At 67.1% G+C, this 17,151-nt stretch carries 17 protein-coding genes and 1 riboswitch; of the genes, 9 read left to right on the top strand and 8 right to left on the bottom strand.

Annotated elements, in window-relative coordinates; all coding sequences use genetic code 11:
* Positions 1-45 precede the first annotated feature (45 nt).
* Together yhjD and trpS are read right to left on the bottom strand one after the other, a co-directional pair.
* The gene (gene yhjD, locus ACJH6I_RS19945) at positions 46-1,074 is read right to left on the bottom strand and encodes an inner membrane protein YhjD (protein WP_318987312.1); all 1,029 of its coding nucleotides are present in this window, start codon (positions 1,072-1,074) and stop codon (positions 46-48) included.
* A gap of 75 nt (positions 1,075-1,149) precedes the next feature.
* Positions 1,150-2,178, bottom strand: coding sequence for a tryptophan--tRNA ligase (trpS, locus tag ACJH6I_RS19940; RefSeq protein ID WP_212806704.1), 1,029 nt, complete (start codon positions 2,176-2,178; stop codon positions 1,150-1,152).
* A gap of 155 nt (positions 2,179-2,333) precedes the next feature.
* On the opposite strand from trpS, the gene ACJH6I_RS19935 reads away from it, so the two are divergent.
* Positions 2,334-3,341, top strand: coding sequence for an SIS domain-containing protein (locus ACJH6I_RS19935; RefSeq protein ID WP_318987334.1), 1,008 nt, complete (start codon positions 2,334-2,336; stop codon positions 3,339-3,341).
* A 21-nt stretch (positions 3,342-3,362) separates the two neighbouring features.
* Here ACJH6I_RS19935 and ACJH6I_RS19930 read toward each other — a convergent pair whose 3' ends face one another.
* Positions 3,363-3,785, bottom strand: a complete 423-nt coding sequence (locus tag ACJH6I_RS19930; RefSeq protein ID WP_318987311.1) for a MarR family transcriptional regulator — start codon at positions 3,783-3,785, stop codon at positions 3,363-3,365.
* 51 nt (positions 3,786-3,836) lie between these two features.
* Between ACJH6I_RS19930 and ACJH6I_RS19925 the strand changes: the two genes are divergently transcribed.
* Positions 3,837-4,469, top strand: coding sequence for a TIGR03086 family metal-binding protein (locus ACJH6I_RS19925; RefSeq protein WP_318987310.1), 633 nt, complete (start codon positions 3,837-3,839; stop codon positions 4,467-4,469).
* Between the two features lie 81 nt (positions 4,470-4,550).
* On the top strand, positions 4,551-4,892 hold the full coding sequence (gene fdxA, locus ACJH6I_RS19920; protein WP_318987309.1) for a ferredoxin: 342 nt from the start codon (positions 4,551-4,553) through the stop codon (positions 4,890-4,892).
* Between the two features lie 223 nt (positions 4,893-5,115).
* On the opposite strand, the gene ACJH6I_RS19915 is transcribed toward fdxA, so the two are convergent.
* Positions 5,116-5,919 (bottom strand): exodeoxyribonuclease III, encoded by an 804-nt coding sequence (locus ACJH6I_RS19915; protein ID WP_318987308.1) that lies wholly within the window; start codon positions 5,917-5,919, stop codon positions 5,116-5,118.
* Between the two features lie 120 nt (positions 5,920-6,039).
* Between ACJH6I_RS19915 and ACJH6I_RS19910 the strand changes: the two genes are divergently transcribed.
* Positions 6,040-7,236, top strand: a complete 1,197-nt coding sequence (locus tag ACJH6I_RS19910; RefSeq protein WP_212806682.1) for an IS30 family transposase — start codon at positions 6,040-6,042, stop codon at positions 7,234-7,236.
* Positions 7,237-7,302: 66 nt separating this feature from the next.
* Here ACJH6I_RS19910 and ACJH6I_RS19905 read toward each other — a convergent pair whose 3' ends face one another.
* Positions 7,303-9,540 carry an NADP-dependent isocitrate dehydrogenase gene (locus ACJH6I_RS19905; protein WP_318986854.1) on the bottom strand — a complete coding sequence of 746 codons (2,238 nt, stop codon included), beginning with the start codon at positions 9,538-9,540 and terminating at the stop codon, positions 7,303-7,305.
* A 260-nt stretch (positions 9,541-9,800) separates the two neighbouring features.
* A riboswitch (SAM riboswitch) is annotated at positions 9,801-9,921 on the top strand.
* A gap of 120 nt (positions 9,922-10,041) precedes the next feature.
* Between ACJH6I_RS19905 and ACJH6I_RS19900 the strand changes: the two genes are divergently transcribed.
* The 3 genes from ACJH6I_RS19900 to ACJH6I_RS19890 are packed head-to-tail and all read left to right on the top strand — an operon-like array spanning position 10,042 to position 13,228.
* Positions 10,042-11,379 carry a bifunctional o-acetylhomoserine/o-acetylserine sulfhydrylase gene (locus ACJH6I_RS19900; protein WP_318986853.1) on the top strand — a complete coding sequence of 446 codons (1,338 nt, stop codon included), beginning with the start codon at positions 10,042-10,044 and terminating at the stop codon, positions 11,377-11,379.
* Positions 11,376-12,515, top strand: coding sequence for a homoserine O-acetyltransferase (locus tag ACJH6I_RS19895; protein WP_318986852.1), 1,140 nt, complete (start codon positions 11,376-11,378; stop codon positions 12,513-12,515). Before ACJH6I_RS19900 ends, ACJH6I_RS19895 begins: the two co-directional genes overlap by 4 nt.
* On the top strand, positions 12,512-13,228 hold the full coding sequence (locus tag ACJH6I_RS19890; protein ID WP_318986851.1) for a class I SAM-dependent methyltransferase: 717 nt from the start codon (positions 12,512-12,514) through the stop codon (positions 13,226-13,228). Before ACJH6I_RS19895 ends, ACJH6I_RS19890 begins: the two co-directional genes overlap by 4 nt.
* Here the strand turns inward: ACJH6I_RS19890 and ACJH6I_RS19885 are convergent.
* A complete protein-coding gene (locus ACJH6I_RS19885; protein WP_318986850.1) occupies positions 13,225-13,734 on the bottom strand; it encodes a helix-turn-helix domain-containing protein in 510 nt (169 codons plus the stop codon). The genes ACJH6I_RS19890 and ACJH6I_RS19885 overlap by 4 nt on opposite strands.
* A gap of 82 nt (positions 13,735-13,816) precedes the next feature.
* Here ACJH6I_RS19885 and ACJH6I_RS19880 point away from each other — a divergent pair, with 82 nt between their 5' ends.
* On the top strand, positions 13,817-14,236 hold the full coding sequence (locus ACJH6I_RS19880; RefSeq protein ID WP_318986849.1) for a nuclear transport factor 2 family protein: 420 nt from the start codon (positions 13,817-13,819) through the stop codon (positions 14,234-14,236).
* Here ACJH6I_RS19880 and ACJH6I_RS19875 read toward each other — a convergent pair.
* Positions 14,226-15,755 carry an FAD-dependent monooxygenase gene (locus ACJH6I_RS19875; protein WP_318986848.1) on the bottom strand — a complete coding sequence of 510 codons (1,530 nt, stop codon included), beginning with the start codon at positions 15,753-15,755 and terminating at the stop codon, positions 14,226-14,228. The two genes, ACJH6I_RS19880 and ACJH6I_RS19875, sit on opposite strands and share 11 nt — an antisense overlap.
* Before the next feature lie 2 nt (positions 15,756-15,757).
* Complete coding sequence (locus ACJH6I_RS19870; protein ID WP_318986847.1) at positions 15,758-16,393, bottom strand: TetR family transcriptional regulator; 636 nt, start codon at positions 16,391-16,393, stop codon at positions 15,758-15,760.
* A 121-nt stretch (positions 16,394-16,514) separates the two neighbouring features.
* Between ACJH6I_RS19870 and ACJH6I_RS19865 the strand changes: the two genes are divergently transcribed.
* Positions 16,515-17,123, top strand: a complete 609-nt coding sequence (locus tag ACJH6I_RS19865) for a TetR/AcrR family transcriptional regulator (RefSeq protein WP_318986846.1) — start codon at positions 16,515-16,517, stop codon at positions 17,121-17,123.
* The last annotated feature ends 28 nt before the right edge of the window (positions 17,124-17,151 follow it).

Below are 17,151 nucleotides of genomic sequence, written 5' to 3'. Positions count from 1 at the left end.
AGTGTTGCATATACACCATCGGTCGGCAACGAGCCGCCGGCGCAACTATCCCCTGCGGAGTCGCACCAGGCGCGAAAGACCCAGCCCACCAAGCAGGCCCACAGCCGCGCCGACCACCGCGCTGTTCGCGTCGACGCCCTCGCGCTCGCGGTAGCGGGTGACGATCGCAGCTGGTCCGGGCGGCGCCACCGGGGCCAGCGCCATCGTGTCCGCGGCGGTGGCCGCCCACGCGGTCGAGAACAGGATCAGCCGCGCGGTGATGTACGCGAACACCATCAGGCCCAGCACGGGACCGAACGTCGCGCCGGCCGGCCCGTGCATGACGGTCCGCAGATAGATCGACGCGACCTGCTTGAACAGCTCGAAGCCCACCGCGGCGATCAGGGCAGCCCGAGCCGAGCTGCGCAGGCTGACCTTCTCGCGGGGCAGCCGGGCGATGATCCAGGTGAACATCAGCCACGCCACGAGGAACGACACCGCCAACGACGCCACCCGCAGCAGCACGCCGAGGCCGGGCACGTGCCCGACGCCGAACCAGTGCAGGACCGTCGTCATCAATCCGGTGTCGCCCAGGGCGGTCAGGCCGATGGTGATGACGATGGCGATGAACGCCGAGATCAACGCCAGCAGGTCGGACAGCTTGGTGCCCAGCCAGCCATCGGGTTCGCTCTGCTGCTCCCACATCTCGGTGAGGGCCTTGCGCAGGTTCGCCATCCAGCCCAGGCCGGCCCACGCCGCGGTCGCCAGGCCGATGACGCCGACCGAGGTGCGCGATTTCACGGCCGAGTCCATCAGCCCGACCAGCTGGTTACCGAAGTCGCCCGCGACCGCGGAGCGGATGTGCACCTCGAGTTCGGCCAACAGGTCGGGGCGGGATGCCAGCACGAAGCCACCCACCGCGAAACCGACCATGAGCAGTGGGAACAGCGCGAACACCGTGAAGTACGTGATGCCGGCGGCGTAGAAGTCGCCGTTGCAGGACTCGTAGCGGTCCTGGGCCCGCATGATCCGATCCAGCCACGGATGCCGCTGACGCAGTCGGTCGAGTAGGCCCGGCTGGTCCGAGTCGGTCATTTTCGGCAAACCCCCTTGTCTGCCGAAAAGCCTAGTAGGCGACGCCGGCGGTGTCCCGGCGCGGCGCCGGCAATCTCAGCGCAGACGCGGCAGCAGGCCCAGCCGGTCGTTGACGCGCTGCAGCGTCTTGAACGCCACCTGCTCGGCGCGCTCGGCACCCGCGGCCAGCACCGATTCGAGCTCGGCCGGGTCGGCGAGCAGCTCGTCGACCCGGTTCTTGATCGGGGTGACGTACTCGACGACGGCCTCGGCCGTTTCCTTCTTGAGGTCGCCGTAACCGCGTCCTTCGTACCCGGCCACCAGGGCGTCGACGGCGGTTCCGGTGACCGCCGACTGGATGGTCAGCAGGTTGGAGATGCCGGGCTTGGCCTCGGTGTCGAACCGGATTTCGCGCTCGCTGTCGGTGACCGCTGAGCGAATCTTCTTGGCGCTCTTGGCCGGATCGTCGAGCAGATTGATCAGCCCGGCGTCGGTCGCGGCCGACTTGCTCATCTTGGCGGTCGGATCCTGCAGGTCGTAGATCTTGGCGGTGGCCTTGGGGATCATGGCCTCGGGCACCACGAAGGTGTCAGGGAAGCGCGCGTTGAACCGCTGCGCAAGGTCACGGGCCAGTTCCAGGTGCTGACGCTGGTCCTCACCGACGGGCACCAGGTCGGTGTCGTACAGCAGGATGTCGGCGGCCATCAGCACCGGATAGGTGAACAGGCCGACTGTCGTGGCGTCGGCGCCCTGCTTCTGCGACTTGTCCTTGAACTGCGTCATCCGCGACGCCTGACCGAAGCCGGTGAAGCAGCCCAGCAACCACGCCAGCTGGGTGTGCTCGGCGACGTGGCTCTGCACGAACACCGTGCTGCGGGCCGGGTCGATACCGAGCGCGAGGTACTGCGCGGCAGTCACCAGCGTGCGACGACGCAGCGTGTCCGGGTCCTGCGGGACGGTGATGGCGTGCAGGTCGACGACGCAGAAGAACGCGTCATAGCCGTCCTGCAGGTGGGCCCAGTTCTGCACCGCGCCCAGGGCATTGCCCAGGTGAAGCGAGTCGGAAGTGGGCTGTGCCCCGGAAAAGACGACGCGCTTGTCCGCGCCTGCACCGCTGTTGCTCATGATGTGTTCGATTTTCGCACTGCCGTCATCCGGTTTTGTCCGGGGCTGGCCATGCCGCGTGCCGTGCCGTCGAGCCGACTCAGCGACTACTACTGAATTGTGCCGCCAACAAGGAGAAGACGATGAGTGCCGATCAGACGATCCCCGGCCACCTGATGGCCTCCGAAATCGTCGAACAGCCGCAGGTCTGGCGCCGGCTGCTCGACGAAGGCCGCGAACCCATCCGCGCCGCGGCCGCCCAGATCGCCGCGACCTCGCCCCGATTCGTGCTGTTCGTGGCGCGGGGCACCAGCGACCATGCCGCGCTGTACGCCAAGTACCTCGTGGAGATCAACCACGGGCTGCCCGCGGGCCTGGTGTCACCGTCGACCATGACGGTTTACGGAGCTCGGCCCGACCTGCGCGATGTGCTCTACATCGCGGTGAGCCAGTCCGGCGGTTCTCCGGACCTGGTGCGTTCTGTAGAGGTCGCGCGCTCTCAGGGTGCGCTGACCGTCGCGGTCACCAACAACGCGGCATCTGACCTGGCTGAGGCAGCGGCGATCCACATCGACGTGCTTGCCGGTGCCGAGAAGTCGGTGGCAGCGACCAAGTCCTACACCGCGGAGCTGCTCGCGCTGCAACTGCTGCTGGGCGACGACCGCGACGAAGTTGACGCACTGCCCGATCTCGGCGAGCAAGTCCTGGCCTTCGACGCGCTGGTCCGCGAGGTGGCGCAGCGCTACCGGTTCGCGCAGCGACTCATCGCGACCGGCCGCGGCTACTCCTACCCCACCGCCCGCGAGGCCGCACTCAAGCTGATGGAGACGTCTTACCTTTCCGCACAGGCGTTTTCGGGGGCCGATCTGCTGCACGGCCCGCTCGCCACCGTCGACCCTCAGGTGCCGGTGCTCGCGGTCGTACCGGAAGGAGCCGGCGGGCAGGCCATGGCGCCGGTACTGGAACGGCTCGCCGAGCGTCACGCCGACGTCTTCGGTGTCGGAGACCCCGCGGCGCTGGCCGGGCTGGCCGGCGGCATCGCGCTACCCAGCGGCGTCAGCGACGAGCTGTCCCCGCTCTTGGAAATCCTTCCGCTGCAACAGCTTGCGCTGCATCTGGCGCTCGCCCGCGGTGGTGACCCCGATCAGCCACGCGGCTTGCGGAAGGTCACGGAGACGCTGTGACACTGGTCGCCGACGGCGTGGTCAGTCCGGCGTCGGCGTCAGGCGTTGCAGCACTTTGAGGAAGACGCGTCGCTCCTCGGCACTCAGCTCACCGAGCCAGCGCTCCTCACCGCGCTGAATGTCGGCCTGCACCGCGTCTTTGAGGCGGCGCCCGGCGGTCGTGATCGACAGGAGCCGGACCCGGCGGTCGTCGGGGTCGGGTGTGCGCTCGATGTAGCCGCGGTCCTGCAGGTCGTCGAGCGTGCGGATGATGCGGGTCTTGTCGGCGCCGATCGCCTGCGCCAGCACGGCCTGCGACCGCATCGGCGTCTCATCGAGCGCCACCAACACGACGTATCCCCACATGCTCACGCCGTGCTTGTCGAGGATGGGCTGTTCGGCAGCCATCAACTCGCGCAGCAGCGGCGCGAGCATCGCAGCAAGGTCAGGGCGCTTGGCCGGCATCCGATCATCGTAGGCATTGCCATATCGTATGCGCCTGCTTACGATACGCTCATGCCTACGTTATCCACCGATCTCCTCAGTGCCCATCGCCGCGCCATCCTTGCCTCCGTCGACGTCGTCAACACCGTCGGGCTTGCCGACCTTCGGCGCCCGACCCCTTGTGCCGCTTGGGATTTGGCTGACCTTCTTGCTCACATGACGGTCCAGCACCGCGGGTTCGCAGCCGCCGCGCATGGGGGCGGCCAGGACCTCGCGCTATGGAATCCGGCGTCCTGTCGCGACACGCACGACCCGGTAGGCGACTACGCCGCAGCCGCCCATGATGTGGTGGATGCGTTCGGCGCCGCGGACCCCGACAGTCAGTTCGCCCTGCCGGAACTCGGCACGTCGGTACCGGCGGAGATGGGGATCGGCTTCCACCTGATCGACTACGTCGTGCATGGCTGGGACGTCGCCGCCAGTCTGGGCGTCCCCTTCGCGCTGCCCGACGACGTCGTGGCCACTGCGCTGCCCCTGGCCCTGGCCGTGCCCGACGGGGACTTCCGCAGCATGCCCGATGCGCCGTTCGGTCCGGCCCAAGCAGGTGACAGCGCAACGGATTTCGACGGGCTGCTGCGTCATCTCGGGCGCGACCCGCAGTGGGGCGATGCGGTCGGCCACGGGCCACTCCGTCCCATCCAGTAACAGATTGGGGACTTCCGGCCCTGTTATCAGTAACTTTCGGCCACTGAGGTCAAGCGTTCCGTCATCGATACCGTCCGTTGTATGACTTACGTAATCGGACGAGAATGCGTTGATGTCACGGACATGTCGTGCGTGCAGGAGTGCCCGGCCGACTGCATCTACCAAGGCGATCGGGCGCTCTACATCAACCCGCGAGAATGTGTGGATTGCGGTGCCTGCAAGCTGGCTTGCCGAGTCGATGCGATCTACTACGACGCCGATCTGCCAGAAGACCAGCTCGCGTACCTCGCCGACAATGCCGCATTCTTCGATGAGGTACTCCCCGGACGCGACGCGCCCCTGGGCTCGCCCGGCGGCGCCAGTGCGATCGGTCGTGTCGGAGTGGACACCCCGCTGGTGTCGGCTCTACCCCTTCGGAGCTGATCCCAGACCATCGTCGATATCCCGGCCGCGACCCGCAGCGGCGGGCCTCGGCGGCGTGTCGCGGTTGCACCCCGATCGGCGTGTCGCCGCTTCCTGGGACGTGTGCGATCTGAACCTGTCAGCATCGGCTGACACAGTCAGCACATGGTGACAATGTCAGCCGAAGCTGACGACTCCGGGCGCGGATTGTTGCAGGAGGCCGGTCACCGAACCGGCCGCCAGATCAGCTGTACTCGACCGTCACCGGCGCGTGGTCCGACCAGCGCAGCGCGTACGCCGCGGCCCGTTCCACCCGCGCCGCAACGGCTTTGGGCGCCAACTTGGCATTGGCCAGGTGGTAGTCGATGCGCCACCCGGCGTCGTTGTCGAACGCCTTGCCACGCCACGACCACCAGCTGTACGGCCCGGCGACGTCCGGGTGCAGCTCACGCACCACGTCCGTCCAGCCGGAGGCCATCAGCTCGGCCAGCCACTGCCGCTCACTCGGCAGGAATCCCGACTTCTTGACGTTGGCCTTCCACGCCTTCAGGTCCAGCTCCGTCGCGCAGATGTTCCAGTCGCCGCAGATCACCACGTCGCGGCGCTTGCGGGTCAGCTCGGCCATGCGGCCGGCGAGCGCCACCATGAAGCGCTCCTTCTCCACCTGCTTGTCGGTCTCGGCCTCACCGGTGGGCACATACACACTGGCGACCGTGACACCGTCGGTGTCGACCTCCACATACCGCCCGTGCGCGACGAATTCGCAGTCCGGACTGAGCCCCACGCGCACCGCGGTGATCGGCGCCCGCGACAACACCGCCACCCCGTTGCGGCCCTTCGCCGACGGTTCGGCCGACGCCAGCTGCCATCCCGCTTCGAGAGCCGGCGCCAGAGCCTGCGTCAGCTGCGTGTCGTCGGCCCGGGTCTCCTGCAGGCAGATGACGTCGGACTTGGTGTCCTTCAGCCACGGCAGCAGCCCGAGGTTCTCCGCCGAGCGCTCTTTGACCGCGGCGCGGATGCCATTGACGTTGATGGTGGTGACGATCACGAAGCAGAACCTTAACGTCGGGGTACGACAGGCCGGAAACGACGAACGTGAGCTTGTGTGCGAGAAATCGACGGCAGATTCATACGGTCAAGACAACATCCATTGATTTGGGAGGTTGTCGTGCCCAGTGGGTATCCGCATTCGAAGCAGACCCGGCGGGAGTTGTTTGACCGGGTGTGTCAGGGCGCTCCATTAATCGAGACGGCCAAGGCGATGGGTGTGTCGACGACCTCGGCGTGGGTGTGGTGGCGCAACGCTGGTGCGATGAAACTGATCATGGGCAGCGGCATGCACGGGCTGGCCGAGGCCGGCGTTCCCGATCGGCCCGGTGGACGGGGGCATCGGCTCAGTCTCGATGAGCGCATCGCGATCATGCGGGGCCGCGATGCTGGCCTGACTTATGAGCAGATCGGTACGCAGATCGGCCGCCACCGCAGCGTCATCTGGCGTGAGGTGCGGCGCAACAGCAATGCCGACGGCGACTACCACGCCCGGATGGCACACGGGCGGGCGGCGCAGAGGTCACACCGACCAAAAGCGTTCAAACTCAACGACACCGCGCTGTGCGCCGCCATCGAAACGTGGATGGATGACGGGTGGAGCCCGAAACTGATCGCCGAGATGTTGGCCCGCGATCACCCGCATGACAGGCTCAAACGCGTGAGCCACGAAACCATCTACCAGTGCCTTTACGTGCAGGGCCGTGGCCAACTGCGCGCTGATCTGAACAAGTGCCTGTCCACCAAACGGGCCACCCGCAAGCCCCGCGACCACACCGAACGCCGCGGCAAGTTCACCGATGTGTTCACCATCAGTGACCGGCCAGCCGAGGCCAATGACCGTGCCGTGCCGGGACATTGGGAAGGCGACCTGATCCTGGGTACTCGCGGCGGCAGCGCGATCGGCACCCTGGTCGAACGCAGCACCCGGTTCACCATCTTGTTGCACCTACCCGACAATCACACCGCCGACTCGGTGGCCGCGGCGATGATCGCGGCGATGAGTGAGCTGCCCGAACACCTGCGCCGCAGCATCACCTGGGACCGCGGCAGCGAGATGGCGAACTGGCGTGACATCAAACTGGCGCTCAAGGCGCCGGTCTACTTCTGCGATCCGCACTCACCCTGGCAGCGCGGGAGCAACGAGAACACCAACCGGCTGCTGCGGTTCTGGTTCGAAAAAGGCACCGACCTGAGCGTGCACACCAAAGCCGACCTCACCCGTATCCAGGACACCCTCAACAAGCGTCCCCGACCCACCCTCGATCTGGACACCCCAGCCCAACGCCTAGCCGCGCTCTTGAACCAAGCCGCCTAGCCACGTTGCACTAATCGATTGACTTTGAGGACGAAATCTCGCACACAAGCTCACGTTCGAGGTGAATTACTCCTGGGCGGAAGCCAGCGCGGCGTTGAAGGTGGCGCTCGGCCGCATCACCGCCGAGGTCTTCTCCGGGTCCGGGTAGTAGTAGCCGCCGATGTCGGCCGGGCTGCCCTGTGCCGCAGCCAGTTCCGCGACGATCTTCTCCTCGTTCTCGGCCAGCGTCTTGGCCAGCGGAGCGAACTTGGCGGCCAGCTCGGCGTCCTCGGTCTGCTCGGCAAGGGCCTGCGCCCAGTACATGGCGAGGTAGAACTGGCTGCCGCGGTTGTCCAGCTCACCGGTGCGCCGCGACGGACTCTTGTTCTCGTCCAGCAGCTTTCCGGTGGCGGCGTCCAGCGTCTTGGCCAGCAACAGAGCCTTGGCGTCGTCGGTCTTGTTGCCCAGGTCCTCGAGGCTCGCGCCCAGGGCCAGGAACTCACCCAGCGAATCCCAGCGCAGGTGGTTCTCCTCGACCAGCTGCTGCACGTGCTTGGGCGCCGAACCGCCGGCGCCGGTCTCGTACAGGCCGCCGCCGGCCATCAGCGGCACGATCGACAGCATCTTGGCGCTGGTGCCCAGCTCCAGGATCGGGAACAGGTCGGTGAGGTAGTCGCGCAGGATGTTGCCGGTCGCGGCAATGGTGTCCTGACCGCGCATGGCCCGCTCGATGGTGTGCCGCATGGCGCGTTCCTGCGACATCACCTGGATGTCGAGGCCCTCGGTGTCGTGATCCTTGAGGTAGGTCGCGACCTTCTTGCGCAGCTCGGCCTCGTGCGGACGCTCCTGGTCCAGCCAGAACACCACCGGCATACCGGAGAGCCGGGCCCGCGTGACGGCCAGCTTGACCCAGTCGCGGATCGGCGCGTCCTTCACGACGGGCATGCGCCAGATGTCGCCTTCTTCGACGTTCGTGGTGAACAGCACCTCACCGGTGTCGATGTCGACGATGTTGGCGGCGCCGTCCTCCGGAATTTCGAAGGTCTTGTCGTGGCTGCCGTACTCCTCGGCCTTCTGCGCCATGAGACCGACGTTCGGCACAGTGCCCATGGTCCGCGGGTCGAACTGGCCGTGCGTCTTACAGAAGTTGATGATCTCCTGGTACATCCGGGAGAACGTCGACTCGGGGTTGACGGCCTTGGTGTCCTTGAGCTTTCCGTCGGCGCCGTACATCTTGCCGCCGAGCCGGATCATGGCCGGCATCGAGGCGTCGACGATGACGTCCGACGGCGAGTGGAAGTTCGTGATACCGCGGGCCGAGTCGACCATGGCCAGCTCGGGACGGTGCTCGTGGCACTTGTGCAGGTCGTCGACGATCTCGTCGTGCAGCGACTTGGGCAGTGTCGAAATCTTGTCGTACAGGTCCGAGAGACCGTTGTTGACGTTGACGCCCAGCTCGTCGAAGAGCTTCTGGTGCTTGGCGAATGCGTCCTTGTAGAAGATGCGTACGGCGTGGCCGAACACGATCGGGTGGCTGACCTTCATCATGGTCGCCTTGACGTGCAGGGAGAACATCACGCCCGTCTTGTAGGCGTCCTCCATCTGCTCCTCGTAGAACTGGATGAGCGCCTTCTTGCTCATGTACATCGAGTCGATGATGTCGCCGGCGTCGAGCTTGACCTCGGGCTTGAGCTCAATTGTCTTGCCGGACTTGGTCTTCAGGACCATCTTCACGCGGCGGTCCTTGTCGAGCGTCATGGACTGCTCGCCGTGGTAGAAGTCGCCGGTCTTCATGGTGGCGACGTGCGTGCGGGAGGCCTGCGACCACTCGCCCATGCTGTGCGGGTGCTTGCGGGCGTACTCCTTGACCGCCTTCGGGGCACGACGGTCCGAGTTGCCTTCGCGCAGAACGGGGTTCACCGCGCTGCCGAGACACTTGCCGTAGCGATCCTTGATCGCCTTTTCTTCGTCGGTCTTCGGGTCACCCGGGTAGTCGGGCAGGTTGTAGCCCTTCTCCTTGAGTTCCTTGATCGCGGCGACGAGCTGCGGCACCGAGGCACTGATGTTGGGCAGCTTGATGATGTTGGTGTCGGGTTCCTGCGTCAGCCGGCCCAGCTCACCCAGGTTGTCGGGGACCTTCTGCTCATCGGTCAGGTAGTCGCTGAACTCGGCGAGGATGCGGGCCGCCACCGAGATGTCACTGGTCTGGACGTCGATACCGGCGGCGCCGGCGAAGGTGCGGACGACCGGCAGGAAGGCGTACGTCGCGAGCAGCGGCGCCTCGTCGGTCAACGTGTAGATGATGGATGGTTTCTCGCCACTCATGGTCACTCTCCCGGCGTCACGGACGGTACGTACGAAAATCTATGTCGAGTCCGGCGTCTGCACATGACTACCCCGTCGCACGACGGTTACGAAACTACCGTGACCGGCGGGGCAGGTTTCCGGTGGTCCGGTCTGTCATGCACAGATCTGGATCGATACCGACAGGCTGCGCGAACCAGACCGACACCGACACGCCGTCTCCCGCCCACCGGACGGCACCAGCTAGCAGTTGCCCAGGCTCTTGAGATACCCTCGAGTCCGGTCATGAGTGCCAGCGTCAAGCCCCGGCTTGCTGGCCGGCAACCCTCCATCCGCGGTGGGGTGCCCCGGGAGACGACCAGGTTGAGCAGTCGTACATCGGCTGCGAGGCAAGCGCGGGTCCGCCACCACGGACCCGGATGACTGGGTGAGTGGAGGCTTCCTATGCGTCGCTGTCTGTGATTCGTGCGAGTTCGCGCACCCATTCGTCGTACCCAAAAACTCACAGGAGACACCCCTAACATGACCACTGAGGCCATCGACCCCACCGCGCGCTGGAGCTTCGAGACGAAGCAGATCCACGCAGGTCAGAGCCCCGATAGCGCCACCAATGCCCGGGCGCTGCCGATCTACCAGACGACGTCGTACACGTTCCGCGACACCGACCACGCCGCCGCGCTGTTCGGGCTGGCCGAGCCGGGCAACATCTACACCCGCATCATGAACCCGACCACCGACGTGGTCGAGCAGCGCGTCGCCGCTCTCGAGGGCGGCGTGGCCGCACTGTTCCTGTCGTCGGGTCAGGCTGCCGCCACCTTCGCCATCCTGAACATCGCCGGCACCGGCGACCACGTCGTGGCCTCGCCGCGGCTGTACGGCGGCACCTACAACCTGCTCCACTACACGCTGCCGAAGCTCGGCGTCGAGGTCAGCTTCGTGGCGGACCCCGACGATCTGGACTCCTGGCGCGCCGCCGTCCGGCCGAACACCAAGGCGTTCTTCGCCGAGACCATCTCCAACCCGAAGATCGACATCCTGGACATCCCCGGCGTCTCGGGCGTCGCGCACGACAACGGCGTGCCGCTGATCGTCGACAACACCGTCGCCACGCCGTACCTGATCCAGCCGCTGGCCCACGGCGCCGACATCGTCGTGCACTCGGCCACCAAGTACCTGGGCGGGCACGGCTCGGCCATCGCGGGCGTCATCGTCGACGGCGGCACGTTCGACTGGACCAACGGCAAGTTCCCCGGCTTCACCGAACCGGACCCGAGCTACCACGGTGTGGTGTTCGCCGACCTGGGCGCACCGGCCTACGCGCTCAAGGCGCGCGTGCAGCTGCTGCGCGATCTGGGCAGCGCTGCCGCCCCGTTCAATTCCTTCCTCATCGCGCAGGGATTGGAAACGCTGTCTCTGCGCGTTGAACGCCATGTGTCCAACGCGCAGAAGGTCGCCGAGTACCTCGAGGGCCGCGCGGACGTGCTCTCGGTGAACTACGCCGGCCTGCCGTCGTCCCCGTGGTACGAGCTGGGCCGCAAGCTGGCCCCCAAGGGCACCGGTGCGGTGCTGTCGTTCGAACTGACCGGTGGCGTCGAGGCGGGCAAGGCGTTCGTCAACGCGCTGACGCTGCACAGCCACGTCGCCAACATCGGTGACGTGCGGTCGCTGGTGATCCACCCCGCGTCGACCACGCATCAGCAGCTGACCGCCGAGGAGCAGCTGGCCTCCGGCGTCACCCCGGGTCTGGTGCGCCTGGCCGTCGGCATCGAGGGCATCGAAGACATCCTCGCCGACCTGGAGCAGGGCTTCGCTGCCGCCGGATCGGTGGGGGGTGCCGACCGAGAGGCGGCCTTGGTGTGACGATTATCGACGTGCCCGTGTCTGACATATCCGCAGCGCCACGGCTGCCTGCCGAAGGCGAGACCGGTGTGGTGAACATCGGCTCGCTGACGCTGGAGAGCGGCATCGTGCTGCCCGACGTGTCCATCGCGGTGCAGCGCTGGGGCGAGCTGTCCCCCACCGCCGACAACGTCGTGATGGTGCTGCACGCGCTGACCGGTGACTCCCACGTCACCGGCCCGGCCGGGCCCGACCATCCGACCGGCGGCTGGTGGGACGGCGTCGCCGGCCCGGCGGCGCCGATCGACACCGACCGCTGGTGCGCCATCGCCACCAACGTGCTCGGCGGCTGCCGCGGGTCGACCGGCCCGAGCTCGCTGGCTCCCGACGGAAAGCCTTGGGGCTCACGGTTTCCCGCCATCACCGTGCGCGACCAGGTGAACGCCGACCTGGCGGCCCTGGCCGCCCTCGGCATCACCCAGGTGGCCGCGGTCGTCGGCGGCTCCATGGGCGGCGCGCGGGCGCTGGAATGGCTTGTGGGACATCCCGACACGGTGCGGGCCGGGCTGGTGCTGGCGGTCGGCGCGCGCGCCACCGCCGACCAGATCGGCACGCAGTGCGCACAGGTCGCGGCCATCAAGGCCGACCCGAACTGGAACGGCGGCGACTACTACCTGACGGGACGCACCCCGGACGACGGCATCCAGATCGCCCGCCGGTTCGCGCACCTGACCTACCGCGGCGAGAAGGAACTCGACGACCGGTTCCGCAACACCGCGCAGAACCATGAAAAGAGTTCTGGCGACGGCCTGTACGCGGTCGAGAGCTACCTGGAGTACCAGGGCCGCAAGCTGGCCGCGCGGTTCGACGCGGGCACCTATGTGGCGCTGACGGACGCGCTGAGCAGTCACGACGTCGGGCGCGGACGGGGCGGGGTCGCGGCGGCGTTGTCCAGCTGTCCGGTGCCGGTGATCGTCGGGGGCATCACCTCCGACCGGCTGTATCCCATTCGGCTGCAGGAAGAGCTGGCCGCGTTGCTGCCGGGCTGTCCGGGTCTCGAGGTCATCGAATCCGACTACGGCCACGACGGATTCCTGGTCGAGACCGACAAGGTGGGCCTGCTGATCCGCCAGACACTGGATTTGGCCTCGCGGTGACCGGCGAACGCTCGCTGTCCTTCGGAGAGCAGGCCGCTGCCTACGAGCGGGGGCGCCCGTCGTATCCGCCGGAGTCCATCAACTGGCTGCTGCCCGCCGTCGACGTCGACGTCCTCGACCTCGGCGCCGGTACCGGCAAGCTGACCGTCCGGCTGGCCGAGCGCGGCCTGTCGGTCACGGCCGTCGACCCCATCCCCGAGATGCTCGAGGTGCTCAGCGGGTCACTGCCGTCGGTGCCGGCCCTGCTGGGCACGGCCGAGGAAATCCCGTTGCCCGACAACAGTGTCGACGCGGTCCTGGTGGCCCAGGCCTGGCACTGGTTCGACCCGGAGCGGGCCGCCGCCGAAGTGGCCCGGGTGCTGCGGCCGGGCGGCCGGCTGGGGCTGCTCTGGAACATCCGCGACGAGCGGCTGGGCTGGGTCAAGGAACTGAACCGCATCATCGGCTGCGAGCACGATCCGTCCGCCGACTCACTGTGCGGCGGCTTCACCGACATCGAGACGCACCGCTTCGAGTGGACGAGTTACCTTACGCCGCAAGCGCTTCTGGACCTCGTGGCGTCACGGAGCTACTGCATCACCTCACCCGCCGACGTGCGCCGCAAAGTGCTGGGCGAGGTACGCGAGCTGCTGAACACGCACCCGGCGCTGGCCAGCAGCACCGGGTTGGCGCTGCCGTACGTCACGCACTGCGTGCGGGCGACGCTGGCCTAGGCACTCGGCTCGCCGGGAGCCAGAAATGTTCCGATGACTGCCGTGCCCGGGCCGACCCGCGCCCCAGGCCCGGGCACCGCGGTTGTCGTCAGCGCCCCGAGTTCCCCGCCGCATTCGGCGCAGACGGTCTTCGCCGTTGTGACACAGCCACATTCGCCATGCACGAGTAGCGCCGGGGGGCCGTCTTCCCCGGCGGTCCATTTGTCACCCCACGCGAGCAGGGTCACGATCACCGGGTAGAGCTCGCGCCCCTTGTCGGTGAGGACGTACTCGAAACGCGGAGGCGCGCTCTGATATTGGCGCCGGGCCACGATCGCGTGGCGCTCCAGATCGTCCAGACGCGCAGCCAGGACGTTCGACGCGATGCCCAGATCACGGCGGATGTCCTCGAACCGGGCCATCCCCGCGAACAGGTCCCGCAGCACCAAGGCCGTCCACCGTTGGCCCACCACGTCGAGCGTCCGCGCTATCGAGCAGGAGATGTCACCGAAGGACTGTTTGGACACCACATCAGCCTAGTCCATTGCTTTCTGCAATGGACTCTGATTAGGTGGGTTGCAAATAACAAGTGACGCTCAGGGGGTTCTGATGACGACCAGCACCGACTCTGTCGCGACGTTCTGCGCGGCCACCCGCAGCGGCGACGTCGACCGGTTCATCGCCGCCCTCGCACCCGACGCGGAGCTGATCTCCCCGCTGTCCGGGCGCCTGGTGTTCCGGGGCCGCGACGACCTCCGGGTCCTGCTGACCGCGGTCTACGCCAGGATGCGAAACCTCGAGTGGGACAACGTCATCGGCGACGGACGCACGCGCGTCGCGGTGAGCCGCGGGCGCATCGCGGGACTCACCATCACCGATGCCCTGGTGTTCGAACTCGACGATGCGGGGTTGATCCAGCGGCTGTGCCCGCACCTGCGGCCGTGGCTCGCGGTGACGATCTTCGCCCTGCTGCTCGGGCCACGGCTCGCCGCCCACCCGGGCGTCGCGCGACGCGCGCTCAGTCGCTGATCTCGGCCGGACCGAACCAGCGCTCCAGGGCCGCGCGCAGGTCCTCGGCATCGGCCGCGCCGAAAGTGTCTGCGGCCCAGGCGACGTAGCCGTCGGGCCGGATCAGCATCGCAGCGGGCCCGTCGGCCATGGCGGCGACCACCGTGTCGACGCGGCGGTCCCACGGTGCGGCGACCGGGGCCGCCGCACCGCCGGACAGGTCGAGCACCACGCCCCGGCCACCGTGCAGAAACTCGGTGAGCCGGCGCCCGTCGTCCAGCGTCTCGTCCGGCACCATGAACCCGGTCAGCCGGTGCGGGGTGCCGCCGCCCATGTCGTAGCGAACATCGGCCCCAGCCAGTAGTCCCGCCATGTGCGCGGTGACATCGGGCAGCTGGAAGAGTTCACCGAGAAGCGTGCGCAAGGCGCGCACCTCGGGTCCCGGTGCAGTGAGGGCGATCTGGGCCAGTGAGTGCATCATGACGCGCTCGCCGACCGGATAGCGCTCGGACTCATACGTGTCGAGCAATACCTCAGGCGCCCAGCCATTGATGACGGCAGCCAGCTTCCAGCCCAGATTCAACGTGTCCTGCAGACCGAGGTTCAGCCCAGGGCCACCCATGGCCGAATGTACATGTGCCGCATCACCGATCAACAGAATGCGGCCGGACCGATAGGCATCGGCCTGCCGCGTGTTCTGGCCGTCGATGCGGCGCATCGCGAACGGACCGGGTCCGGTCGGCGGTTCGAACGGCACGTCGACCCCGAGCACGCGACGCAGGCTCTGCCGGAGTTCGTCGAACGTCAACTCCCCCGGCGCGTCGTCGGATAGTGCACCGAACTCGAGGGTGCCCAGCAGCGGTGGGTCTCCGTGCGCCTCGAAGAAGATCGCCATGCCGTTGTCATAGCGGTTGTGCCCGAACGGAATCCGCCCGAATCCGGGCACATCGAGCTCGCCGCCGGGGCCGCGGAACTCGTCGGCGATCTGCACGTGCGCCAGCCGGGCCACCGTCGGCGACGTAGTTCCGGGAAAGCCGATACCCGACTGCTTGCGGACGGTGCTGCGGCCGCCGTCGGCACCCACCAGCCAATCGGCTTGCAGCACGTAGGCGCCGTCGGGCCCGGCCACCTCGACGGTGACGCCGTCGGGCCCGGCCGACAGCGCGGTCACGGCATGCCCCCACCGCACCTCGACCCCGAGAGTCTGCGCCCGTTCGTACAGCAGCTGCACAAGCCGGGCCTGCTTCATCAACACGGCGCGCATCGGATTGTCCTCGACGCCAACAAAATCCAGCGGCAAACCGGAGAAGATCCAGCCGTAGGCGGGCTGCGGCGCGTGGGGATCGCCGGTGAATGCCTGGTAGAGGCCACGCATGTCGAGCTGCCGGATCACTTGTCCGACAAGGCCGTTGGCCTTGGGCTCGTCACCGGGCCCGGGCAGCGCGTCGAGCACGACCGGTTTGACGCCGGCGAGGGCGAGTTCACAGGCCATCATCAGGCCGTTGGGTCCGGCGCCGGAGATCACGACGTCAGCGGGCATACTCACTCCTTCGTTCTGTTCGGTTCGGGCAGCCCCGCCATGACGGCAGCGAAACCCTCACGCATCAGCTGCGTGATGGACACCGGCGGATCAGCGTTGGCGTACGCCTCCATCGCGGTGTCCCCGATCGCGCGGACCACGGCCACCACCAGACGCGGGTACATGTCGTCAGGGCCGAGGCCCGTTCGCTCGGCGATGGCCGCCACCCAGTCCTGATAGAGGATCTGTGGCACCGCATTGCGAACCTCGGTGCGCATCAGCAGTTTTCGGACTTCGACGAGTTCGCGGCGGTCCGGGATGAGGTCGGCACCCGTGATGTCGACCATCTCTTCTTCCAGCGTGCCCGTCACGGCCACGATGATCGACGTCCACAGCGGTTCGTCGGCCGGCCGCGACCGGAACGTCGCGACACTGCGCTGCATCCGCTCGGCAATGCGATAAGCCAGCGCCTCGTACTTGCCGCTGAAGTAGTTGTTGAACGTCCGTAGGGACACTCCCGCCAGCGCCGCGATCTCCTCGCGAGTGACGGCATCCAGCCCGCCGCGGTCGAACGCCAGCTGCAGCGCCGCGTCGCTGAGCGCCCGACGGGTGTCGAGCTTCTTCTGTTCGCGCAGACCGGTTGCGGCGGATTCGGGCATGCCGCCACGGTACCGATGATTTTGCACACCGGGCAAGTTTGCCTAACGGGCAATTTCCTGTGAATATAACTGACTTGAGTCATTGACTCTGGTCAGTGAAGCGAGTACAACTTGAGCCACCATGACCCGCGCCACCGCCAAACCATCGCTGCGAGAAGCCAAACGGCTGGAAACCCGCCAGCGGGTTCTCGATGCCGCGATCACCGAGTTCAAGCGCGCGGGAATGGCCGATGCCGATGTCGGCGCCATCATCAGATCGGCCGGCGTCGCACACGGCACCTTCTACTTCCACTTCCCCACGAAAGAGCACGTGCTGTTCGAGCTCGAACGCCAAGCCGAGGAATCCGCCGGACGCGAGCTCGCCACATTCCTGCAGACCCCCCACACCCTCGAAGAGGCGCTGAACGAGGTGGTCCGGGTCATCGTGGCCGTGGAACAGCGGCTCGGCCGACTGCTCTTCAAAGATGTTCTGGCCCTGCACTTTTCCTCCAACCGCCCACTCGACGACGAATGGACCGACCACCGGGTGATCGTGCTGGTGGTCCAGGAGATCGAGCGGGCGCGCCAGGCCGGTGAGGCCGACGCGGATGTCGACGCGTTCCACAGCGCCGTCTACTTCCTGCTCAGCCTCTACGCCCTGCTGACCACGAGTCGCGGCGCGGATCAGATCCGCACCGCGCTGCTGGACAACTTCGTCCACACCGCGCTGCGAGGTATCGCGGCCCGATAACCGGAGGAGACACCATGTGGCAGGAGAT

Origin of the sequence: Mycobacterium sp. SMC-13 (genome assembly GCF_045311035.1) — a bacterium.
Lineage (GTDB): Bacteria > Actinomycetota > Actinomycetes > Mycobacteriales > Mycobacteriaceae > Mycobacterium.
Note: the sequence above shows the minus strand (reverse complement) of the source record. Positions and strands in the feature narration are given on the sequence as shown.